We start from the raw sequence: 22,799 nt of genomic DNA on the forward strand, positions 1-22,799 counted from the left end.
GCGGTTTTTTTGAAAGGTGCACTGTGATTAATGCAGGTGATCGGGGGCTTCGGCCTTCCTTCGCTTTCCCCGGCGGCTCGGACCGCTTTAACGCAGACTTCTAGGGTTTTTCATGACGCGCTACATATTCGTCACGGGCGGTGTTGTTTCTTCATTGGGGAAAGGCATCGCATCGGCTTCATTGGCGGCCATCCTGGAGGCGCGGGGACTTAAGGTCACCATGCTCAAGCTGGACCCGTACATCAACGTTGACCCGGGCACCATGAGCCCGTTCCAGCACGGTGAAGTGTTCGTCACCCACGACGGCGCCGAGACCGACCTGGACCTGGGCCACTACGAGCGGTTCATCCGCACGACCATGACCCAGAACAACAACTTCACCACCGGCCGTGTCTACGAGCACGTGCTGCGCAAGGAGCGCCGTGGTGACTACCTGGGTGCAACCATCCAGGTGATCCCGCACATCACCGACGAAATCAAGCGCCGCATCATCAAGGGTGCAGGCGATGCCGACGTGGCCATGGTCGAGATCGGTGGCACCGTGGGTGACATCGAGTCGCAACCGTTCCTCGAAGCCATCCGCCAGCTGCGTTTCGAAGTCGGCGCCAAGCGCGCGATGCTGATGCACCTGACCCTGGTGCCGTACATCGCCACCGCCGGCGAAACCAAAACCAAGCCTACCCAGCACTCGGTCAAGGAACTGCGTTCCATCGGCCTGCAGCCGGACGTGCTGGTGTGCCGCTCCGATCACCCGATCGACATCTCCTCGCGTCGCAAGATCGCGCAATTCACCAACGTTGAAGAACGTGCGGTGATCGCGCTGGAAGACGCCGACACCATCTACAAGATCCCGGGCATCCTGCACTCGCAAGGCCTGGACGATTTTGTGGTCGAGCGTTTCGGCCTGCAATGCAACGGCGCGGACCTGTCCGAGTGGGAAGCCGTGGTCGACGCCAAGCTCAACCCGGAGCATGAAGTCACCATCGCCATGGTCGGCAAGTACATGGAACTGCTGGACGCGTACAAGTCGCTGATCGAAGCGATGAGCCACGCCGGTATCAGCAACCGTACCAAGGTCAACCTGCGCTATATCGATTCCGAAGACATCGAGAACCAAGGCACTGCCTTGCTCGAAGGTGTGGACGCGATCCTCGTTCCCGGCGGTTTCGGCCTGCGTGGCGTGGAAGGCAAGATCACCGCTGTTCAATATGCTCGCGAGAACAAGGTGCCGTACCTGGGTATCTGCCTGGGCATGCAAGTGGCCGTCATCGAGTTCGCCCGTAACGTGCTGGGCTGGAAAGACGCCAACTCCACCGAGTTCGACAGCAAGAGCGGCCACCCGGTCGTGGGCCTGATCACCGAGTGGGAAGATGCCACAGGCGCGGTCGAGACTCGTACCGAAGCCTCCGACCTGGGCGGCACCATGCGCCTCGGTGCGCAGGATTGCCTGCTGGAACCGGGCTCGCTGGTTCACGATTGCTACGGCAAGGACGTGATCGTCGAGCGTCACCGTCACCGCTACGAAGTGAACAACAACCTGCTGCCGCAGATCAAAGAAGCCGGCCTGAAAATCTCCGGCCGCTCCGGTGATGGCGCGTTGGTTGAAGTGGTTGAAGCACCGGATCATCCATGGTTCGTCGCTTGCCAGTTCCACCCTGAGTTCACCTCGACGCCGCGCGACGGTCACCCGTTGTTCAGCGGTTTCGTCAAAGCTGCACTGACGCAACATCAGAAGAAGGCGTAACCCTGATGGCCCAGAAGATCATTCGTGTCGGCGACATCGAGATTGCCAACGACAAGCCCATGGTGCTGTTCGGCGGCATGAACGTGCTGGAAAGCCGCGACATGGCGATGCAGGTCTGTGAAGAATACGTGAAGGTTACCGAGAAGCTCGGTATCCCTTACGTGTTCAAGGCCAGCTTTGACAAGGCCAACCGTTCGTCCGTGACCTCCTATCGCGGCCCGGGCCTTGAAGAAGGCATGCGGATCTTCCAGGACATCAAGCAAGCCTTCGGCGTGCCGATCATCACCGACGTCCACGAGCCTGAGCAGGCTGCCGTGGTCGCCGAGGTGTGCGACATCATCCAGTTGCCGGCCTTCCTGTCGCGCCAGACCGACCTGGTCGTCGCGATGGCCAAGACCGGCGCGGTGATCAATATCAAGAAAGCCCAGTTCCTCGCGCCCCAGGAAATGAAACACATCCTGAACAAGTGCGTGGAAGCGGGTAACGACCAGTTGATCCTCTGCGAGCGCGGTTCGAGCTTCGGCTACAACAACCTCGTGGTGGACATGCTCGGTTTCGGCATCATGAAACAGTTCGAATACCCGGTGTTCTTCGACGTAACCCACGCGCTGCAAATGCCCGGTGGCCGCGCCGATTCCGCGGGCGGGCGTCGTGCCCAGGTGCTGGACCTGGCCAAGGCCGGCATCAGCCAGTCCCTGGCGGGCCTGTTCCTGGAAGCCCACCCGGACCCGGACAACGCCAAGTGCGACGGCCCATGCGCCCTGCGCCTGGACAAGCTGGAGCCATTCCTGGCCCAGCTCAAGCAGTTGGACGAACTGGTCAAGAGTTTTCCGACGGTAGAGACCGCGTAAGCTTCGTTTCTCCGGTAGAATTTCCCACGCTTTACGCTCAGGCCTGCGGGCCTGAGCCTTGTCGTCTGCAAGCCTGCCTCGTTGTTCCACCCTTGCGGTCGGTCAAAAGATTTCCTTCAGCTGCGTCGTTTTCGTCAACTTTGGAGTGTTTACAACAATGGCAAAAATCGTCGACATCAAAGGTCGTGAAGTTCTCGACTCCCGTGGCAACCCCACCGTCGAAGCCGACGTGCTTCTCGATAACGGCATCATCGGCAGCGCCTGCGCGCCGTCCGGTGCGTCTACCGGTTCGCGCGAAGCGCTGGAACTGCGTGATGGCGACAAGAGCCGTTACCTGGGCAAAGGTGTACTCAAGGCCGTAGCCAACATCAATGGCCCGATCCGCGACCTGCTGCTGGGCAAGGACCCGCTGGACCAGAAAGCCCTGGATCACGCGATGATCAAGCTCGACGGCACCGAAAACAAAGGCAGCCTGGGCGCCAACGCCATCCTCGCCGTATCCCTGGCTGCGGCCAAGGCTGCTGCCCAGGATCAGGACCTGCCGCTGTACGCGCACATTGCCAACCTGAACGGCACGCCGGGTGTTTACTCCATGCCGGTGCCGATGATGAACATCATCAACGGTGGCGAGCACGCCGATAACAACGTCGACATCCAGGAATTCATGGTGCAGCCGGTTGGCGCCAAGTCCTTCTCCGAAGGCCTGCGCATGGGCACCGAGATTTTCCATCATCTCAAGGCTGTGCTGAAGGCCCGTGGCCTGAGCACTGCTGTAGGTGACGAAGGTGGTTTTGCACCGAACCTGGCGTCCAACGAAGATGCACTGAAAGTGATCTCCGAAGCCGTGGCCAACGCTGGCTACAAGCTCGGCACCGACGTGACCCTGGCCTTGGACTGTGCGGCCAGCGAGTTCTTTGAGGACGGTAAATACAACCTGTCCGGCGAAGGCCAGGTGTTCAACTCCGAAGGTTTCGCTGACTACCTGAAAGGCCTGACCCAGCGCTACCCGATCATCTCGATCGAAGACGGCCTGGACGAGTCCGACTGGGACGGTTGGAAAATCCTCACCGACAAGATCGGCGAGAAAATCCAGCTGGTGGGCGACGACCTGTTCGTGACCAACACCAAGATCCTGAAAGAAGGCATCGATAAAAAGATCGCCAACTCGATCCTGATCAAGTTCAACCAGATCGGCACCCTGACCGAAACCCTGGAAGCCATCCAGATGGCCAAGGCTGCGGGCTACACCGCCGTGATCTCCCACCGCTCCGGCGAAACCGAAGACTCGACCATTGCCGACCTGGCCGTGGGCACCTCGGCGGGCCAGATCAAGACCGGTTCCCTGTGCCGTTCCGACCGCGTTTCCAAGTACAACCAATTGCTGCGTATCGAAGAGCAACTGGCGGGCAAGGCCAAGTACAACGGTCGCGGCGAGTTTCGCGGTTGATCGCACTTGTTGGTAAGGCATGGTAAAAAGTCAGCGGATTGCGTCGGAAAACTCACTACAGTGTGGATTTCGACGCTAATCTGATGGCTATCAAGCACAAGCCTGGTTCTTCCAGGCTTCGTGCTATCAGTTGCTTCAAAAGTTTTGCATGGCTGTCTTTTTTCACTGGATACCCGATATTCGATGCGCAGTCCCAATTGGTTGTTCCTCGTCTTGCTCTTGTTGCTGGCTGGCCTGCAGTACCGCCTATGGGTGGGTAATGGCAGCTTTGCGCAGGTAAAAGACCTGACCGAGCAAATTGCTGCACAGCACGCCGAAAACGAGATCCTGCTGGAGCGTAACCGCGTCCTCGATGCCGAAGTGCTTGAGCTGAAAAAAGGTACGGAGACCGTGGAAGAACGGGCTCGTCATGAACTGGGCATGGTCAAGGAGGGCGAAACCCTCTACCAGTTGGCCCAATGAACCACCGTTTGCCGGCCTTCTGGGCCGTGATTCCTGCCGCGGGTGTCGGTGCCCGTATGGCCGCGGACCGTCCCAAGCAATACTTGCAACTGGGCGGGCGCACTATTCTCGAACACAGCCTTGGCTGTTTTCTCGACCATCCAGACCTGAAAGGGCTGGTGGTCAGTCTTGCTGTAGACGATCCTTACTGGCCAGCCCTGCCTTGCGCCGACGATCCACGCATTGTGCGTGCGGACGGCGGCGACGAGCGTTCGGGGTCTGTGCTCAATGCGCTGCTGCAACTTAATGCCCTAGGCGCCAGCGATGACGATTGGGTGCTGGTCCACGATGCGGCACGGCCGAACTTGAGCCGTGATGATCTGGACAGGTTACTCGCCGAACTGGCGGACGACCCGGTCGGCGGCTTGCTGGCCGTACCGGCCCGCGACACCCTCAAGCGTGTCGACAAGCAGGGTCGTGTGGTCGAGACCGTCGACCGCAGCCTGATCTGGCAGGCCTACACGCCGCAGATGTTCCGCCTCGGAGCCTTGCATCGCGCGTTGGCCGACAGCCTGGTGGCGGATGCCGTTATCACCGACGAAGCCTCGGCCATGGAATGGTCCGGCCAGGCGCCACGCCTGATCGAAGGGCGCTCGGACAATATCAAGGTGACCCGGCCCGAAGATCTGGAGTGGCTACGCCTGCGGTGGGCGAATCGATCTCTGTAGGAGCGAGCTTGCTCGCGAAAAACGTCAACGATAACGCGGTTCGTCTGGGTTAACGCGGCGCTCTCAGGTTTTTCGCGAGCAAGCTCGCTCCTACAGTGCGTTGTACTCTGGCCGCTCGGCCAACCCCTCCTTCAAAAATTCCACCAACTTCCTCACCTTCGGCGACAAATGCCGCTGCTGCGGATACAGCGCCCACACCGCCGTATTTGGTGGCTGATGCGCCTCCAGCAACGACACCAGCGCGCCACTGTTCAGGTGCTCCAGCACGTAATAGTCCGGCAACTGGCACAGCCCCACCCCCTGCAACGCTGCATCCAGCACCGCCTGCCCACTGTTGCAACGCCAGTTTCCCTGCACCCGCTGGGAAAATTCCCGCCCGTCCTGAGCCAATTGCCAGATATCCGAGCTGCCGATCAAGCAGTTGTGCCGACTCAACTCCGACAAGCTATGTGGCCGACCATACCGCGCCAGGTAGGACGGTGACGCGCACAAGTACATGCGCCTGGGCGCCAGTCGGCTGGCGACCATGCGCGAATCCTGCAAACGCCCCAGGCGGATCGCCAGGTCGAGGCCTTCGTGCACTAGGTCCAACTGGCGGTTGCTCAGCTCAATATCCACGCGCAACTGCGGATAGAGCGCCATGAAGCGGGTGACCAGCGGCACGATAAAGCGCTCGCCGTACGCCACCGCGCAGGTCATGCGCAACATGCCCTTGGGTTCGCTGGTGAGGTCGCCCACTGCGCGCAAGGCTTCTTCGCGACCGTCCTGCAGGCGCTGGCAATGTTGCAGGAACGTCTGGCCCGCTTCGGTCAGGGTCACCTTGCGCGTACTGCGATACAGCAGCCGCGTTTGCAGGCGTTCTTCCAGGCGCGCCACTTGGCGGCTGATGTGGGACGACGACACTCCCAGGCGTTCCGCCGCTGCCGTGAACTGACTGCATTCGGCGACCGCGACAAACTCGTCGATGCCTTCCCAGCGGTTTTCCAGCATGGCGATTATCCCTGTGCAGCAATAAAGTTTTGCTTTTGGCTGGATTATTAATCAATCGGCCATGTTTTACACTCTGCGCCTCAGTTTTTTACTCCATGGAGAAACCCGGATGATCAAGTCCCGCGCCGCCGTAGCCTTCGAAGCCAAGAAGCCTCTTGAAATCGTTGAAGTGGATGTCGCCATGCCCAAGGCTGGCGAAGTGCTGTTGCGGGTGGTCGCCTCCGGCGTATGCCATACCGACGCCTACACCCTGTCGGGCGCGGACCCGGAAGGCATCTTCCCATCGATTCTCGGTCACGAAGGCGGTGCCGTGGTTGAGGCAATTGGCGAGGGCGTTACATCGGTAGCGGTGGGTGACCATGTAATCCCGCTCTACACCCCGGAATGTGGCAAGTGCAAATTCTGCCTGTCGGGCAAGACCAACCTGTGCCAGGCCATCCGTTCCACTCAGGGCAAAGGCCTGATGCCGGACGGCACCACGCGTTTCTCCTACAAAGGCCAGCCGATTTTCCACTACATGGGCACCTCGACGTTCTCCGAGTACACCGTGTTGCCGGAAATTTCCGTGGCCAAGATTCCAAAAGAAGCCCCGCTGGAAAAAGTCTGCCTGCTGGGCTGTGGCGTCACCACCGGCATCGGCGCGGTGATCAATACTGCCAAGGTCAAGCCGGGCGACACCGTGGCCATTTTCGGCCTCGGCGGTATCGGCCTGTCGGCGGTGATCGGTGCGGTCAAGGCCAAGGCCGGGCGCATCATTGCCATCGATATCAACCCGGCCAAGTTCGAAATTGCCAAGCAACTGGGCGCCACCGACTGTATCAACCCGAAAGACTACGACCGCCCGATCCAGGATGTGATTGTCGATTTGACCGACGGCGGCGTGGACTTTTCCTTCGAATGCATCGGCAACGTGCAACTGATGCGCGCCGCCCTTGAGTGCTGCCACAAAGGTTGGGGCGAGTCGGTGATCATCGGCGTCGCCGGTGCCGGTCAGGAAATCGCTACCCGTCCGTTCCAGTTGGTGACCGGTCGCGTCTGGCGCGGTTCGGCCTTCGGTGGTGTGCGTGGCCGCAGTGAATTGCCAAGCTATGTGGAAATGGCCCAGACCGGGGAGATCCCGCTGGACACCTTCATCACCCACACCATGGGCCTGGAAGACATCAACAAAGCGTTTGACCTGATGCATGAAGGCAAGAGTATTCGTACCGTCATCCACTTCTGAGGTCGGCCATGAGTCTGGAAAACCTGTCGTGCCAGAAAAGCTTCGGCGGCTGGCATAAACGTTACAAGCATCATTCCGATGTGCTCGGTTGCGACATGACCTTCGCCGTCTACCTGCCGCCGCAAGCGGAAGAGGGCGGCAAGTTGCCGGCGCTGTACTGGCTGTCCGGCCTGACCTGCACCGACGAGAACTTCATGCAGAAGGCTGGCGCCCAGCGCATGGCTGCCGAGCTGGGCTTGATTATCGTCGCGCCGGACACCAGCCCGCGTGGGCCGGGTGTGCCGGGCGATCCGGATAACGCCTGGGATTTCGGCCTGGGCGCTGGCTTCTACCTGAATGCCACCCAGGAACCCTGGGCCAAGCACTATCGGATGCATGACTACGTGGTGCAGGAATTGCCGACATTGGTTGAAGCGCATTTCCCGGCTTCGGACAAACGCGGCATCAGCGGCCACTCCATGGGCGGCCACGGGGCGCTGGTGTGTGCCTTGCGCAATCCCGGGCGATACCTGTCGGTGTCGGCGTTTTCGCCGATCAACAACCCGATGGATTGCCCCTGGGGCCAGAAAGCCTTCTCGCGTTATCTGGGCGAGGAGCGCTCTAAGTGGCGCGAATGGGACGCCTGCGTGCTGATCAGCGAAGCTTCGGAAAAGCTGCCGCTGCTGGTGGACCAGGGCGATCGCGACGATTTCCTCGCTGTGCAACTCAAGCCTGAAGCCCTGCAGCAAGCGGCCAAGGCGGCCAACCATCCGCTGGAACTGCGCCTGCAACCCGGCTACGACCACAGCTACTTCTTTATCGCCAGCTTCATCGAAGACCATTTGCGACACCATGGCCGTGCTTTGCTCGGTTAATGTGAGGCAAAAGTAGGTAGAATCACGCCCTGAATTAAATCGGGGCGTTTTTTTATGCGTATTGGCCACGGCTACGATGTGCACCGTTTCGCTGAAGGCGATTTCATCACCCTGGGCGGCGTGCGCATTGCACACCACCATGGGTTGCTGGCTCATTCCGACGGCGACGTTGTGTTGCATGCCTTGAGCGATGCCTTGCTTGGCGCGGCGGCGCTGGGCGATATCGGCAAGCACTTTCCGGACACCGACCCGACCTTCAAGGGCGCGGACAGCCGTGTACTGCTGCGTCATGTGGTTGGCCTGATCCATGCCAAAGGCTGGAAGGTCGGCAACGTCGACAACACCATCGTGGCCCAGGCGCCGAAGATGGCCCCCCATATCGAGTCGATGCGCGCGCTGATTGCCGCCGACCTGCAAATTGAACTGGATCAAGTGAACGTGAAAGCCACCACCACCGAAAAGCTCGGCTTCACCGGTCGGGAAGAGGGCATTGCGGTGCACTCCGTTGCCTTGTTGCTGCGCGCATGAATGACGTGCAACTGTTGGGGCCACGGGCCTATGGCGAGGCCTTGGGCAGCGCGGTACTGAAAGCGACGGCTGAAGATTTCCAGGTCGACGAAGTGCTGGATATCCCGCTGACCGGCGAAGGTGAACACCTGTGGCTGTGGGTGGAAAAACGCGGGCTCAACACCGAAGAAGCGGCGCGGCGAATTGCCAAGGCGGCGGGCGTGCCGTTGCGCACAGTCAGCTATGCCGGGCTCAAGGATCGCCAGGCGTTGACGCGACAATGGTTCAGCGTGCAACTGCCCGGCAAGGCAGACCCGGACATGAGCGCAGCGGAGAACGACACCCTCACGATCCTCAAGACCGCCCGCCACAAGCGCAAGCTGCAACGCGGTGCGCACTCAGCCAATGGTTTTACCTTGCGCCTGACTCAGTTAGCCGGGGACACGGCTGCCATCGACGCGCGGTTGCAACTGATTGCACAACACGGCATCCCCAACTACTTCGGCGCGCAGCGTTTTGGTCACAACGGCGGCAACGTGGTCGACGCCCGTGAATGGGCCGCGCGCAAGGCTTTGCCGGAACAGCGCAACGTGCGATCGCGGTTGCTCTCCACGGCGCGCAGCTTCCTGTTCAACAAAGTGTTGGCAGCGCGTGTGGCCGATGGTTCGTGGCAGCGCGCCCAGGTCGGCGACTTGCTGGCGTTTACCGACAGCCGCAGTTTTTTCCCGGCGGGGGAGGCTGAATGCAGCGACCCACGCCTGGCGATCCTGGACCTGCACCCGACCGGGCCGCAGTGGGGCAAAGGCGATTCGCCTGCCATGGGGGCAACTTTTGAGCTTGAACAGGCGGTCGCCGCCGGTGAAGCCGACTTGCGTGATTGGCTGGTGAATGCCGGCATGAGCCAGGAACGTCGCATTCTGCGACTGCCCATTGGCGGTTTGACGTGGCATTATCCGTCGCTGGACATTCTGCAATTGGAATTCGTCCTGCCGGCCGGATGCTTCGCCACTGTCTTGGTGCGCGAGCTTGTTGATCTGGTGCCGGTGGGGCAGACGGACAACCCATGCGTATTCTGATATCAAACGATGACGGTGCCACCGCACCCGGTCTTGCCGCGCTCTATGCTGCGCTGGAAGATTACGCCGAGTGCGTGGTGGTCGCCCCCGACCAGGACAAGAGCGGCGCCAGCAGTTCGCTGACGCTCGACCGTCCGCTGCACCCGCACGTCCTGGCCAATGGCTTTATCAGTGTGAACGGCACCCCTACCGATTGCGTCCATTTGGCGATCAACAGCCTGCTTGATCAGGAGCCGGACCTGGTGGTATCGGGTATCAACCTCGGTGCCAACCTGGGCGATGACGTGCTGTATTCCGGCACGGTGGCGGCGGCGCTCGAAGGTCGCTTCCTGGGGCGTACGGCGTTCGCCTTTTCGTTTGCTTCGCGCCAACTGGATAACTTGCCGACCGCTGCGTATTTCGCGCGCAAGCTGGTGGAGGCCCATGGCTCCCTGAACTTGCCACCGCGCACGGTGCTCAACGTCAATATTCCCAACTTGCCCCTCGACCATATTCGCGGCATCCAGCTGACGCGCCTGGGCCACCGTGCCCGTGCGGCGGCGCCGTTGAAGGTGGTCGACCCGCGTGGCAAGGAAGGCTATTGGATTGCGGCAGCGGGTGATGCGGAAGATGGCGGTGAAGGCACGGACTTTCATGCCGTGATGCAAGGCTATGTGTCGATTACCCCGTTGCAATTTGATCGCACCTTCAGTGATGCCTTCAGTGGTCTCGATGGCTGGCTGGAGGGGCTGCGCTGATGGGCCGTGAACAAGACGACTTGCTGCGCCGGGGGATCGGGATGACGTCCCAGCGTACCCGCGAACGCTTGATCCAACGCTTGTACGAAGAGGGGTTGTCCAACGCTCAGGTGCTGGAAGTGATCCGGCGCACGCCTCGGCATCTGTTTGTCGATGAAGCCCTGGCCCACCGAGCCTACGAAGACACCGCGCTACCCATCGGCCACAACCAGACCATCTCCCAGCCGTATATGGTGGCGCGCATGAGCGAGCTGCTGTTGGCGGCGGGGCCTTTGGACAAGGTGCTGGAGATCGGCACCGGCTCCGGCTACCAGACTGCCGTGCTGGCGCAACTGGTGGAGCGGGTGTTCTCGGTCGAGCGCATCAAGGTGTTGCAAGACCGTGCCAAGGAACGACTGGTCGAGTTGAACCTGCGCAACGTGGTGTTTCGCTGGGGGGATGGCTGGGAAGGCTGGCCGGCGCTGGCGCCGTACAACGGCATTATCGTCACCGCCGTGGCCACTGATGTGCCCCAGGCGTTGCTCGATCAACTTGCTCCAGGCGGGCGGCTGGTCATTCCGGTGGGCTCCGGTGAAGTGCAACAATTGATGCTCATTATCCGTGAGGAAGAAGGCTTTTCCCGGCATGTACTCGGCGCCGTGCGCTTCGTGCCACTGCTCAATGGCCCGCTGGCCTGATCATTTGTTCGCGGGCAGTGAATTCTGTTGGCGAGGATGTGTCTTACGGCGGGGTCTATCGAGTCAACATGATCGGGCGTCGGCTTTAAACACGATGAATTTTTCGTTTCAGTCGTGTGCCGGTAAAAAGCCAATGCCCAGTTATACTTGCGTCATATTTCAAGCCTGATACAGGCATTCATGTTCAGCCACCACAAAGGGAGCGGCGGGTGAGTCTCACAGGTCTTGCGCAGCGTATGAGTAAAACAAGCTTTCATCGACTGGTGCTTGGCCTCGTCTTCAGTTCCGTGTTGGTCGGGTGTTCCAGCTCGCCAAGCAGCGGCGCGCGGGTGGTTGACCGTAATAACGCCGCCCCCCAGAAACCGACGGTGACCACCGGGCAATACGTGGTGCGCAAGGGCGATACGATGTTCTCGATCGCCTTCCGTTATGGCTGGGATTACAAGGCGCTCGCAGCTCGTAACAATATTCCTGTGCCATACACGATACATCCGGGTCAGACGATTCGCTTCGACGGACGCACCGGTTCAACGCCTACGGCAGTTGTGACAAACACTGGATCTTCACCGTCGTCTTCGAGCAAAACCACCATCATCACCCGGCCTGCAGGCACCGCCACACCGGCCCCTGCGACCAAGCCGGCACCCGCGCCGTTGCCACCTGCAGGGCCTGCGCCGACCGGTTGGGGATGGCCCTCAAACGGAGTGTTGATTGGAAAATTCTCTTCAAACGGTAGTTTGAATAAAGGCATTGATATCGCCGGAGATTTGGGACAGCCTGTTTTAGCTGCGTCTGATGGGACAGTGGTGTACGCCGGGAGTGGTTTACGGGGCTACGGCGAGCTGGTCATCATCAAACACAGCGATACCTACGTCAGTGCTTACGGCCATAACCGTAGGCTGTTGGTTCGGGAGGGGCAGCAGGTCAAAGTCGGACAGACAATTGCCGAAATGGGGTCAACTGGTACAGACCGGGTGAAACTGCACTTTGAGATTCGCCGCCAAGGGAAACCTGTAGATCCGCTGCAATTCCTACCCCGTCGTTGATGTGTTGCACAGCCTGTTCCCTCACGTAGAAGGAACAGGCTCCAGCGTTGCCAAGGATAAAGGCGCCGCTTGAGCTTGAGGTCGAACTCACCAAAGGACTATAACAATGGCTCTCAGTAAAGAAGCGCCGGAGTTTGACATCGACGATGAGGTTCTCCTTATGGAGACCGGTATCGATACGGAATCGATGTCGAATGAGGGACCTGCTGTACCTTCAGTTCGCACCAAGTCCAAGAACTCCACCGCGTTAAAGCAACACAAGTACATTGACTACACGCGGGCGCTCGATGCGACCCAGCTGTACCTCAATGAAATCGGCTTTTCCCCTCTGCTTACCCCCGAAGAAGAAGTCCATTTTGCGCGCTTGTCGCAAAAGGGCGATCCGGCTGGGCGCAAGCGCATGATTGAAAGCAACCTGCGCCTGGTGGTGAAAATCGCCCGACGCTACGTCAATCGTGGGCTGTCCCTGTTGGACCTGATCGAGGAAGGCAACCTGGGCCTGATCCGGGCTGTGGAGAAGTTCGACCCCGAGCGGGGCTTCCGCTTTTCGACCTATGCCACTTGGTGGATTCGCCAGACCATCGAACGGGCGATCATGAATCAGACCCGCACGATCCGGTTGCCGATCCATGTGGTCAAGGAGCTCAACGTCTACCTGCGGGCGGCGCGTGAGCTTACCCAAAAACTCGATCATGAACCTTCGCCCGAAGAAATCGCCAACCTGCTGGAAAAACCGGTAGGGGAGGTCAAGCGTATGCTCGGTCTCAATGAACGCGTGTCTTCGGTCGATGTCTCGCTGGGTCCGGATTCGGATAAAACCCTGCTGGACACCCTGACGGATGATCGTCCTACCGATCCTTGCGAGCTGTTGCAGGACGATGATCTTTCCCAAAGCATTGACCAGTGGTTGTCGGAGCTCACGGACAAGCAGCGTGAGGTGGTGATTCGCCGCTTCGGCTTGCGCGGCCATGAGAGCAGCACCCTGGAGGACGTAGGCCTGGAGATCGGTCTGACCCGTGAGCGGGTGCGGCAGATCCAGGTGGAAGGGCTCAAGCGCTTGCGTGAGATCCTGGAGAAGAATGGCTTGTCGAGTGAGTCGTTGTTTCAGTAAGCGGCGTAGGACAAAGTGTGGGAGCGGGCTTGCTCGCGAATGCGGAGTGTCAGTCGACAGATGTACTGGCTGATCCACCGCCTTCGCGAGCAAGCCCGCTCCCACATTTTTTGTGCCCGGCGACTACATCGGTGGCAGTATCAAATCCCAGGCATAAAAAAACCCCGCTTTTAAGGGCGGGGTCTTTTCGACTAAGTCAGTACAAGTTAGATAACTTGAACTTCTTCAGCTTGCATGCCTTTCTGACCGCGGGTAGCGATGAAAGAAACCTGTTGGCCTTCTTTCAGGCTTTTGAAGCCGTCGGATTGGATAGCTTTGAAGTGAACGAACAGGTCGTCACCGGATTGTGGAGTGATGAAGCCGAAGCCTTTTTCATCGTTGAACCACTTAACGGTACCAGTTTGGCGATTAGACATGGTGTATCTCCTTGGACAAAGTTAACTGCGACTCAGGAAAAGCCCTGGCCGAGACTGAGTGCAAAGAGCAGGAAAAATTCTTGGAGATGGTTGGATCGAAATTCAACATATCGTGTAGAGATTCTCAGTGACACAAGCAGCACAGTGGCGCCACCTTAACCCTTTTTCCGGGACGTGCCAATGATATTTCCGAAGGTTTCTCCAAATTCGTGACTGGCGGTGGTATTTCCGCTCACCGGGCATGCCAACACAGGTCCCGGCCCCACAGGCTGCGGCTTATAGGAGCAGGCACATTCGTCAAGAAAAGCCCCGCGGCCTTTGAACCCCAACGCCAGCCCCGGTAAGATGCCCCACAGAATTTTTCCACCTCGCTATTCAGGACACCCGCCATGAGCATCAAATCGGACAAGTGGATTCGCCGCATGGCGCAGGAACACGGCATGATCGAACCGTTCGTCGAGCGCCAGATCCGTGGCCAGGGCGATGCGCCGGTGATTTCCTACGGCGTCTCCAGCTACGGCTACGACGTGCGCTGTGCCGATGAATTCAAGGTGTTCACCAACATCAATTCGGCGATCGTCGACCCAAAGAATTTCGACGAAAAGAGCTTCGTCGACGTCAAGAGCGACGTGTGCATCATTCCGCCGAACTCCTTCGCCCTGGCGCGTACCGTGGAGTTCTTCCGCATTCCCCGCGATGTGCTGACCATCTGCCTGGGTAAAAGCACCTACGCGCGTTGCGGCATCATCGTCAACGTGACACCGCTTGAACCCGAGTGGGAAGGCCACGTGACCCTGGAGTTCTCCAACACCACCACGCTGCCGGCGAAAATCTACGCCAACGAAGGCGTGGCGCAGATGCTGTTCCTGCAGTCCGACGAGGCCTGTGAAGTGTCCTACAAGGACCGTGCAGGCAAGTATCAGGGCCAGCGCGGCGTAACTCTCCCACGCGCTTGATCGAAAGCTCCTACGCGTAAAGGGAATTAGTCTGCATAAAGTGACTCTATCTAGGTGTACTGCCCCGGCGCGTGTAAAACGCGCCGGGCCACGCTTGAGGAGTACTTTATGAAGCTCGACCCGCGAATAAGCGCAGAACTTGCCCGGCTTGAACCCAATCAGATTGGCGTTCTGGCCTGGTCCCTGATGGCCGATCCTGCTTATGCGGGCGGCATCCCCGGCCAACCCGAGCCGGATTACCCACAACCGACCGAACCGGGTGAGCCGACCTTGCCGGACGAGCCGCCACCCGCGCCGGTTGCCTGATCCCTAGCCCACCGGCCAGACGTCATGATCGCCAATCACGTAGATTCGGCGGTCATTGTCCTGCTCCACCCTATGCCCGCCGGTAAATGCGCCGAACGCCGGCAGCAGGCTGACTCGGTCACCGATCACAAAACACGGCAGCCTTAAGCTCTGTCGTCCCTTGCCGCGCAACCGATACACCGGATGCACATGCCCCGCCAGCACGTGGTGGCTGGGATGGGCGTCAGGTTCGTGCTGCAAGGCGAAAGGGCCTATCAGCAGCGGCTCCGTGACCACGTCCATCCTCAAGTCCTCGGGCGGGTCGCCCGCGCGTTTATCGTGATTGCCGCGAATCAAGGTCATGGTCAGATCCGGGTTAAGCGCTCGCCAGCTTCTCAAAGCGCCCAGCGTGCCACTGGCGTGCGATCCCGGGCCGTGCAGGAAATCGCCGAGAAAGATCACCTGAGTGCAGGGTAGCGTTGAGAGCAGCCGGTCCAGGCGCTGCAAGTTCTCGGTGGTGGTGCCTTGCGGCACTGGTTGCCCCAGGCTGCGATACGCCGAGGCTTTGCCGAAATGCGCATCGGCGATCATCAGGCATTGGCGTGCAGGCCAGTAGACCGCCTTGTCCGCCAGTAACCACAGCTCTTCACCCTCCAGCCTCACCGTGCACACCATCAGCGCTTCCCGTTATCCGCGACTTTTTCCAGGTCCTTGACCATGCGTGCGATGCGTTCCGAGGGTTTTTCCGAACTCAGGCTTTCGCGCATCCGTTCAACTAGCAATGGGAAGGCCAGGGGCGTAGGTCGTTCGATCGGATGCAAGTCCAGTTTCAGCGCGCAAAGATGGCGCAACGTCTCTTCCAGCCGACGAATGTCCAGCTCATCGCGTAAGACTTCTTCGCCTGCCTGAGTCAGCAACAGATTCTGCGGGTCGTACTGCTTGAACACCTCAAAGAACAAACCGCTGGAGGCCTGCACTTGCCGCGTACTTTTTGGTGCGCCCGGATAGCCGGCAAACACCAGCCCGGCAATCCGAGCGATCTCACGGAAGCGGCGCAGGGCCAGCTCCCCGGCATTCAGGCTGGCCGCCACGTCTTCCCGCAAATGTTCAGGGCTCAGTAGCGCATCATTCAGCAATGCCGGCCAATCCACTGCAGTGGCACTCAATAACTCCAGCCCGTAATCATTGACTGCGATCGAAAATGTCACCGCCTGCTGTTGACTCACACGCCACGCCAGCAGGCTCGCCAAACCCAGGTGCACTTGGCGCCCGGCAAAGGGATAGAGGAACAGGTGCCAGCCTTCCCGTGACTTCAGCACCTCTGCCAGCAGATGCTCGCGCGTCGGCAAGCCAGACCAGCGCAACTGTGTCTGCAACAAAGGTTGCACCGCTTGCATCTCCGGCCCCTCGAAGCGGCCATGGGCCGCTGCGTCAAAGCGTTCCACCACCGCTTGCGCCAGCTCATTGGAAAGCGGCATGCGCCCGCCATTCCAGCGCGGCACGGCGGCTTTCTTGGCCGTGCTGCGACGTACATAGGCGGTCATGTTTTCCACGCGCACCAACTCCAGCAGGCGGCCGGCGAACAGGAAGCCATCTCCCGGCTTTAGCCGCGCAATAAATCCCTCCTCGACACTGCCCAGGTTCTTGCCGCCACCGCCCTTGCTCCAGAATTTCAAGTGGATGCTCGCATCACTGACGATGGTGCCCACGCTCATTCGATGGCGCCGCGCCAGTCGGGCATCCGGGACACGCCAGATGCCGTCTTCGTCCGGTTCCACCCGGCGATAATCCGGATAGGCGGTCAGCGACAGCCCACCATGGCGCACGAAACCCAGGGCCCAGGCCCAGTCTTCATCCGTCAGGTCGTGGTAGGCCCAGGCGCCGCGCACTTCCGTCAGCAAGGCCTCGGGCGTGAAGCCACCCCCCAATGCCATGCTGACCAAGTGCTGTACGAGTACATCCAAGGGCTTGTACGGCGATTCCCGCGCTTCGATACGCCGTTGTGCAATCGCATCCTGGGCAGCGGCCGCTTCTACCAGCTCAAGGCTGTGGGTCGGCACCAGCGTCACCCGCGACGGCCGTCCCGGCGCATGCCCCGAGCGGCCGGCGCGTTGCATCAAACGCGCCACGCCTTTGGCCGAACCGATCTGCAACACCCGCTCCACTGGCAGGAAGTCCACCCCCAGGTCCAGGCTTGAGGTGCACACCACCGCTTTGAGCTGGCCGTCTTTCAAGGCCCGTTCGACCCAGTCACGGGTCTCTCGGGACAGCGAACCATGGTGCAGCGCAATCACCCCAGCCCAATCGGGGCGGGCGTCCAGCAATGCCTGGAACCAAATCTCCGACTGCGCCCGCGTATTGGTAAATACCAGGCAACTGCTGCTGGCGTCCACTTCCGCCACCACCTGGGGCAGCATCTTCAAACCAATATGCCCGGCCCACGGAAAGCGTTCGGTCACGGGGGGCAATAAGGTGTCGATGACCAACTGTTTAGGCGTCTGCCCCTGCACATTGATCCCGTCGCCTTGTGGAACCAACACCTCCAGTGCATGGGATTGGTTACCCAAGGTCGCCGAAATCCCCCACACCATCAATTCGGGATGCCAGCGCCGCAGGCGTGCCAAGGCCAGTTGCAACTGCACGCCGCGCTTGTTGCCGATCAACTCATGCCATTCATCCACCACCACCATGCGCAGGTGCGCCAGGCTCACTTCGCTGTCGGCACGCGCCAGCATCAGCGTCAGGCTTTCCGGGGTGGTGACCAGTGCGGTGGGCTGGCGGCGGGTCTGGCGGGCGCGCTCGCTGTTGCTGGTGTCACCGGTGCGCAGGCCGACGCTCCAGGGAATCTGCAACGCCTCAAGCGGGGCTTCAAGGGCGCGGGCGGTGTCGGCGGCCAGCGCGCGCATGGGCGTGATCCACAGCACCGTCAGCGGCTCAGCGGGCGGTTTGCGTTTAGCGGTTACAGGTGGGCGAGTGATGGCGAAGCGATTGAGGGCGGCGAACCACAGCGCATAGGTTTTACCCGCACCGGTGCTGGCATGCAGCAGCCCCGATTGGCCGCTCTTGACCGCCGCCCACACCTCTTTCTGGAAGGCAAACGGCTTCCAGCCTTTGGCGGCAAACCAGTGTTTGGCGAAATCGGTGGGTTTTGCCATGGGGCGGCTGACACTCTGGAAGGCCTATTCCACAGACCCTCCAGAGCGGCCAAAGGTTTACTTCAAATTGCCACTCAAAAACTGCTGCAAACGCTCGCTCTTCGGATTGCCCAGCACGTCTTCCGGCGCGCCTTGCTCTTCCACCAGGCCCTGGTGCAGGAACAACACCTGGCTCGACACCTTGCGTGCAAAGCTCATTTCGTGGGTCACCATGATCATGGTGCGGCCTTCCTCGGCCAAACCCTGGATCACCTTCAACACTTCGCCCACCAGCTCCGGGTCGAGGGCCGAGGTGGGTTCGTCGAACAACATCACCTCCGGCTCCATGGCCAGGGCGCGGGCGATGGCGACGCGCTGTTGCTGGCCGCCGGAGAGGAACGCCGGGTACTGATCGGCCACGCGTGCAGGGAGGCCGACTTTATCCAGATAACGACGAGCACGGTCCTCGGCGTCCTTCTTGCTGCAGCCCAGCACCCGGCGTGGGGCCATGGTGATGTTCTCCAGCACGCTCATGTGGCTCCACAGGTTGAAATGCTGGAACACCATCGCCAGACGCGTGCGCAGGCGCTGTAATTCGGCGTCGTCGGCCACGCGCATGCCGTGGCGGTCGCTGACCATGCGGATCGGCTGGCCGTCGAGGGTCATGGCGCCGTCGTTGGGGGTTTCCAGGAAGTTGATACAGCGCAAAAAGGTGCTCTTGCCCGAGCCGCTGGCGCCGATCAGGCTGATCACGTCACCAGTCTTGGCCTTGAGCGAAACACCTTTGAGCACCTCATTGTCGCCATAGCTTTTATGCAGGCCTTCAACGGTCAATTTGTACATGGGGCGTGCATCCTCAAGGCGAAAGTAGGTAGCCGCTGCGGTAGGCCTCTAAGCCTGCGACATGGGCGATGACCATCCCGGCAGTGGCCATGCGGCGCAGCGAACGGGCGTAAAGCAGGCCGGCATTGCGGCAATGCACGGGCGTTACGCGGTCAGAAATGGGGTCGATGATTTCGGCGATCAGTTGTCCAGCTTCCAGGTATTCACCGGGCATGGCACTGAACACCAGCAGGCCGCCCATGGGCGTCGCCACCGGCTCTACGCCTGCCAGCGGTGTGGCCGGGTAGGGCAGGTCGGGCAGTGGTGCGGCTTCCCCGGCAATGGCGCCGAAGTGAATCAGGTAATCGATGATCGCTTGGCAGTCGAGGGCGGCCAGGCCGTGGTTGACGTCACCTTGCCCACGCAGTTCGACGGTCACCGAAAAACTGCCCATGGGGATGGGGAAGTGCTCGCCGAAGCGTTGCTGCAATTGCCACCACACCAGGGTGAAACACTCATCGAAGGATTGCCCGCCGGAGTCGGTCGCCAGCAGATTGGCCTCCGAGCCGATGTAACGCGCCAACGGTTCCACCTGCGGCCAGGCCTCGGGTGTGGTGTACAGGTGCGCCACGGCTTCAAAGTCGCAATGCAGGTCCAGCACCATGTCGGCATCGCACGCCAGGCGTTGCAGCACCAGGCGCTGGGATTGCAGTTGGGTCTCAGCGCTTTGCGCAGCGAGGGCGGTAGACAGCGCGGCGCGGATCAACTCGACGTTGTGCTGGGGATCGTCCCCAAGCAGCTCCTCGACTTGATTACCCACCGCCTCGCTGAGGTCGACAAACAGGCGATTGAAGTTCTGCCCGCTTTCCAGCTCGTAGCGGCCCAGCGGGATATCCATCAATACCTGTTCCAGGCCCACCGGATTGGCGATGGGCACCAGCACAATCTCGCTGAGCAGGCGACCGGCTGCCGCCAGTTCAGCCAGCCGCACCTTCAGGTGCCAAGCCACCAGCATGCCCGGCAGTTCATCGGCATGCAGCGACGACTGGATGTAGATCTTGCCTTCAGCCTGCTCCGGGCCGAAGTGAAAACTGTGAATCTGCCGTGCCGTCCCTGGCACCGGCGCGATCAGTTCATGAACCTGATGACGCATAAAAACTCCTTAATGACTCGGCCCGAGGAAGGCCAGCCAACGACGCTCCGCCAAGCGAAACAGACCGACCAGGGCAAAGGTCACAGTCAGGTAGATCAGCGCAGCGATACCGAATGATTGAAAGGTCATGAAAGTGGCCGAGTTGGCATCCCGCGCCACTTTGAGGATGTCGGGGATCGTCGCGGTGAAGGCCACCGTGGTCGAGTGCAGCATCAGGATCACTTCATTGCTGTAGTAGGGCAGCGAACGACGCAACGCCGACGGCATGATCACATAGGCGTACAGCTTCCAGCCGCTCAAGCCGTAGGCCTTGGCCGCTTCGACTTCACCATGGGCCATGCTGCGGATCGCCCCGGCGAAAATCTCCGTGGTGTACGCGCAGGTGTTGAGGGCGAAGGCCAGGATGGTGCAGTTCATCGCATCGCGAAAGAACGCATCCAGCAACGGTTGTTCGCGCACGGCGGCGAGGCTGTAGATGCCGGTGTAGCAGATCAACAGTTGGATATAGAGCGGCGTGCCCCGGAACAGGTAGGTGTAGAACTGCACCGGCCAACGCACCAGGCGCTTGCGCGACACACGGGCGATGGACAACGGGATCGACACCAGAAAGCCGATGACCAGCGCGGCAGTGAGCAACCACATCGTCATGGCCAGGCCGGTGATGTGTTGGCCGTCGCTATAAAGGAAAGGGCGCCAGTATTCCTGCAAGAGTTCGATCATCGCACGGCCTCCCGGGCACCAGCGGAGTAGCGACGTTCAAGGCGGCGCAAGACGAAGTTGGACGCGCTGGTGATCAACAGGTAGATCAATGCCGCGAGTACCAAAAAGTAAAACAACTGATAGGTGCTCTTGCCGGCATCCTGGGCGGCCTTGACCAGGTCGGCCAGGCCGATGATCGACACCAGCGCCGTGGCCTTGAGCATCACCATCCAGTTATTGCCGATCCCCGGCAGGGCAAAGCGCATCATCTGCGGGAAGGTCACGTAGCGAAACCGCTGGCCACGCTTGAGGCCGTAGGCCGTGGCGGCTTCCAGTTGGCCACGGGGCACGGCGAGGATCGCGCCGCGAAACGTCTCGGTGAAGTACGCACCGTAGATGAAACCGAGGGTGATCACCCCGGCGCTGAAGGGGTCGATCTCGATGTATTCCCACTCCATGAAATCGGTCAAACCGGTCAGCCAGGTTTGCAGGCTGTAGAAAATCAGCAACATCAGCACCAGGTCGGGCACGCCGCGAATCAATGTGGTGTAGAACTGGGCGGGAATGCGCAGGAAGGGCAGGCTGGAGAGTTTGGCGCTGGCGCCGAGCAGGCCCAGCAACACGCTGACGGCCAGGGACAGCACCGACAACTTGATGGTCATCCAGGTGCCTTGCAGCAACAGCGGGCCGAAACCCTTCAGGCTGAGCGCACTCAACCCGAGGGTTTGCAACAATTCTTCGAACATAAATCAGGACCTATGGCGATAAAAAAGCGCCCCTCTTGGGAAGGGCGCTCCAGGCATTATTTGCCGCTGTACAGGTTCAGATCGCCAAAGTGTTTCTTCTGGATGGTGGCGTAGGTGCCATCATCGTGTAACGCTTTGATACCTTTATCCAAAAGCGCCTTCAGTTCAGTGTTACCTTTTTTGATACCGACGGCGGTTTTCGACGGCAGCAACGGGTCGTCGATGGCTGCGCTGACTTCATAACCGGCACCGGCCGGCGACTTCAGGAAACCCAGTTCGGCTTGCAACATGTCCTGCACGGACGCGTCGAGACGGCCGGAGGTCAGGTCGGCGTACACCTGGTCCTGGTTGGCGTAGGCCTTGGTGGTCACACCGGCTTTATCCAATACGGCCTTGGCGTAGGCTTCCTGGATGGTGCCTTGCTCGTAGCCCACGGATTTGCCCTTGAGGGACTCTGGCGTCGAGTAGCCCGCGCCTTTCTTGAACACCAGCGAGGTGGGGCCGGAGAACAGTTCGCTGGAGAAGTCGATGGCCTTTTCACGCACCGGGGTCACGGTCATGGATGAAATCACGCCGTCGAACTTGTTGGCTTTGAGGCCTGGAATCATGCCGTCGAAGTCACTTTCAACCCACTTGCACTTCACTTTCAGCTCGGCGCAGATCGCATTGCCCAGGTCGATATCGAAGCCCACCAGGCTGCCGTCGGCAGCCTTGGATTCGAACGGCGCGTAGGACGGATCGACACCAAAACGCAGTTCCTTGTATTCCTTGGCCAGCGCGGTACCGGCAGCCATGCACAGGGCCAGCGCAGAAAGGGTCAGCAATGCTTTTTTCATTATGTAATCCCTGGAAACCAAGATAAGCGCTTGTGGCGCGTTTAGGACTGTTACTGAACGGTGTCAGACGGATCACAAGTAGCAATTTCTGCACCATAGTTCCGAATGTAGTTCCGAAAGGTCGTTTTAAAAGGTGGGAGAAGGGAGAGCTGAGTGTAGGAGATGCCCGAAAATGGGCGCGCAAAAAACAGTGCACCAATTTGGTTCTGGCGCAGATCAATAATGTGGGAGCTGGCTTGCCTGCGATGGCGGTGGATCAGAGAATTCATTTTTCACTGACACGCCGCCATCGCAGGCAAGCCAGCTCCCACAAGGATTTGT

The 22,799-nt window shown here is 60.1% G+C and carries 24 protein-coding genes; 15 read left to right on the top strand and 9 right to left on the bottom strand.

Annotated features, from left to right (window positions below; genetic code table 11):
- Window positions 1–112: 112 nt before the first annotated feature.
- From pyrG to ispD, 5 genes are all read left to right on the top strand, one after another.
- Window positions 113–1,744, top strand: a complete 1,632-nt coding sequence (gene pyrG / locus HX793_RS12940) for a CTP synthase (RefSeq protein ID WP_010212443.1) — start codon at window positions 113–115, stop codon at window positions 1,742–1,744.
- Between the two features lie 5 nt (window positions 1,745–1,749).
- Window positions 1,750–2,595 (top strand): 3-deoxy-8-phosphooctulonate synthase, encoded by an 846-nt coding sequence (kdsA, locus tag HX793_RS12945; RefSeq protein WP_010212442.1) that lies wholly within the window; start codon window positions 1,750–1,752, stop codon window positions 2,593–2,595.
- Between the two features lie 157 nt (window positions 2,596–2,752).
- On the top strand, window positions 2,753–4,042 hold the full coding sequence (gene eno, locus HX793_RS12950; protein WP_095014967.1) for a phosphopyruvate hydratase: 1,290 nt from the start codon (window positions 2,753–2,755) through the stop codon (window positions 4,040–4,042).
- 183 nt (window positions 4,043–4,225) lie between these two features.
- Complete coding sequence (ftsB, locus tag HX793_RS12955; RefSeq protein WP_003231201.1) at window positions 4,226–4,504, top strand: cell division protein FtsB; 279 nt, start codon at window positions 4,226–4,228, stop codon at window positions 4,502–4,504.
- Window positions 4,501–5,211, top strand: a complete 711-nt coding sequence (gene ispD, locus HX793_RS12960; RefSeq protein ID WP_016976874.1) for a 2-C-methyl-D-erythritol 4-phosphate cytidylyltransferase — start codon at window positions 4,501–4,503, stop codon at window positions 5,209–5,211. Before ftsB ends, ispD begins: the two co-directional genes overlap by 4 nt.
- Before the next feature lie 90 nt (window positions 5,212–5,301).
- Here ispD and HX793_RS12965 read toward each other — a convergent pair whose 3' ends face one another.
- Complete coding sequence (locus HX793_RS12965; RefSeq protein ID WP_177050837.1) at window positions 5,302–6,201, bottom strand: LysR substrate-binding domain-containing protein; 900 nt, start codon at window positions 6,199–6,201, stop codon at window positions 5,302–5,304.
- A 109-nt stretch (window positions 6,202–6,310) separates the two neighbouring features.
- Between HX793_RS12965 and HX793_RS12970 the strand changes: the two genes are divergently transcribed.
- The 8 genes from HX793_RS12970 (at window position 6,311) to rpoS (ending at window position 13,431) form a co-directional block, all read left to right on the top strand.
- Window positions 6,311–7,423, top strand: a complete 1,113-nt coding sequence (locus HX793_RS12970; protein WP_010212435.1) for an S-(hydroxymethyl)glutathione dehydrogenase/class III alcohol dehydrogenase — start codon at window positions 6,311–6,313, stop codon at window positions 7,421–7,423.
- Window positions 7,424–7,431: 8 nt separating this feature from the next.
- Window positions 7,432–8,277, top strand: a complete 846-nt coding sequence (fghA, locus tag HX793_RS12975) for an S-formylglutathione hydrolase (protein ID WP_178905515.1) — start codon at window positions 7,432–7,434, stop codon at window positions 8,275–8,277.
- Between the two features lie 54 nt (window positions 8,278–8,331).
- Complete coding sequence (ispF, locus tag HX793_RS12980; RefSeq protein ID WP_012722614.1) at window positions 8,332–8,805, top strand: 2-C-methyl-D-erythritol 2,4-cyclodiphosphate synthase; 474 nt, start codon at window positions 8,332–8,334, stop codon at window positions 8,803–8,805.
- Window positions 8,802–9,860, top strand: a complete 1,059-nt coding sequence (gene truD / locus HX793_RS12985; protein WP_177096387.1) for a tRNA pseudouridine(13) synthase TruD — start codon at window positions 8,802–8,804, stop codon at window positions 9,858–9,860. The genes ispF and truD overlap by 4 nt, the downstream gene beginning before the upstream one ends.
- Window positions 9,848–10,597: a 5'/3'-nucleotidase SurE gene (surE, locus tag HX793_RS12990; RefSeq protein WP_061435552.1), complete on the top strand. Its 750-nt coding sequence runs from the start codon at window positions 9,848–9,850 to the stop codon at window positions 10,595–10,597. Before truD ends, surE begins: the two co-directional genes overlap by 13 nt.
- Window positions 10,598–10,638: 41 nt before the next feature.
- The gene (locus HX793_RS12995; protein WP_010212427.1) at window positions 10,639–11,274 is read left to right on the top strand and encodes a protein-L-isoaspartate(D-aspartate) O-methyltransferase; all 636 of its coding nucleotides are present in this window, start codon (window positions 10,639–10,641) and stop codon (window positions 11,272–11,274) included.
- 209 nt (window positions 11,275–11,483) lie between these two features.
- Window positions 11,484–12,320 (top strand): peptidoglycan DD-metalloendopeptidase family protein, encoded by an 837-nt coding sequence (locus HX793_RS13000; RefSeq protein WP_016976881.1) that lies wholly within the window; start codon window positions 11,484–11,486, stop codon window positions 12,318–12,320.
- Window positions 12,321–12,426: 106 nt separating this feature from the next.
- A complete protein-coding gene (rpoS, locus tag HX793_RS13005; protein ID WP_016976882.1) occupies window positions 12,427–13,431 on the top strand; it encodes an RNA polymerase sigma factor RpoS in 1,005 nt (334 codons plus the stop codon).
- 206 nt (window positions 13,432–13,637) lie between these two features.
- On the opposite strand, the gene HX793_RS13010 is transcribed toward rpoS, so the two are convergent.
- Window positions 13,638–13,847 (bottom strand): cold-shock protein, encoded by a 210-nt coding sequence (locus HX793_RS13010; protein ID WP_002554837.1) that lies wholly within the window; start codon window positions 13,845–13,847, stop codon window positions 13,638–13,640.
- Window positions 13,848–14,236: 389 nt separating this feature from the next.
- Between HX793_RS13010 and dcd the strand changes: the two genes are divergently transcribed.
- Together dcd and HX793_RS13020 are read left to right on the top strand one after the other, a co-directional pair.
- Window positions 14,237–14,803, top strand: coding sequence for a dCTP deaminase (gene dcd / locus HX793_RS13015; protein WP_010212421.1), 567 nt, complete (start codon window positions 14,237–14,239; stop codon window positions 14,801–14,803).
- Between the two features lie 108 nt (window positions 14,804–14,911).
- A complete protein-coding gene (locus HX793_RS13020) occupies window positions 14,912–15,109 on the top strand; it encodes a hypothetical protein (protein WP_016976883.1) in 198 nt (65 codons plus the stop codon).
- A gap of 3 nt (window positions 15,110–15,112) precedes the next feature.
- Here HX793_RS13020 and pdeM read toward each other — a convergent pair whose 3' ends face one another.
- The 7 genes from pdeM to HX793_RS13055 are packed head-to-tail and all read right to left on the bottom strand — an operon-like array spanning window position 15,113 to window position 22,478.
- Complete coding sequence (pdeM, locus tag HX793_RS13025; protein ID WP_177096389.1) at window positions 15,113–15,763, bottom strand: ligase-associated DNA damage response endonuclease PdeM; 651 nt, start codon at window positions 15,761–15,763, stop codon at window positions 15,113–15,115.
- Window positions 15,763–18,243 carry a ligase-associated DNA damage response DEXH box helicase gene (locus tag HX793_RS13030; RefSeq protein WP_177096391.1) on the bottom strand — a complete coding sequence of 827 codons (2,481 nt, stop codon included), beginning with the start codon at window positions 18,241–18,243 and terminating at the stop codon, window positions 15,763–15,765. The genes pdeM and HX793_RS13030 overlap by 1 nt, the downstream gene beginning before the upstream one ends.
- A 57-nt stretch (window positions 18,244–18,300) precedes the next feature.
- Window positions 18,301–19,065, bottom strand: coding sequence for an ABC transporter ATP-binding protein (locus tag HX793_RS13035; RefSeq protein ID WP_016976886.1), 765 nt, complete (start codon window positions 19,063–19,065; stop codon window positions 18,301–18,303).
- A gap of 13 nt (window positions 19,066–19,078) precedes the next feature.
- Window positions 19,079–20,197: a succinylglutamate desuccinylase/aspartoacylase family protein gene (locus HX793_RS13040; protein ID WP_177096393.1), complete on the bottom strand. Its 1,119-nt coding sequence runs from the start codon at window positions 20,195–20,197 to the stop codon at window positions 19,079–19,081.
- Between the two features lie 9 nt (window positions 20,198–20,206).
- Complete coding sequence (locus HX793_RS13045; protein WP_028619222.1) at window positions 20,207–20,917, bottom strand: ABC transporter permease; 711 nt, start codon at window positions 20,915–20,917, stop codon at window positions 20,207–20,209.
- Complete coding sequence (locus HX793_RS13050) at window positions 20,914–21,642, bottom strand: ABC transporter permease (RefSeq protein ID WP_177096394.1); 729 nt, start codon at window positions 21,640–21,642, stop codon at window positions 20,914–20,916. The genes HX793_RS13045 and HX793_RS13050 overlap by 4 nt, the downstream gene beginning before the upstream one ends.
- Window positions 21,643–21,698: 56 nt before the next feature.
- Window positions 21,699–22,478 (bottom strand): transporter substrate-binding domain-containing protein, encoded by a 780-nt coding sequence (locus tag HX793_RS13055; protein WP_016975034.1) that lies wholly within the window; start codon window positions 22,476–22,478, stop codon window positions 21,699–21,701.
- Window positions 22,479–22,799: the final 321 nt, after the last annotated feature.

It is taken from the genome of Pseudomonas reactans (assembly GCF_013387025.1).
Lineage (GTDB): Bacteria > Pseudomonadota > Gammaproteobacteria > Pseudomonadales > Pseudomonadaceae > Aquipseudomonas > Aquipseudomonas reactans.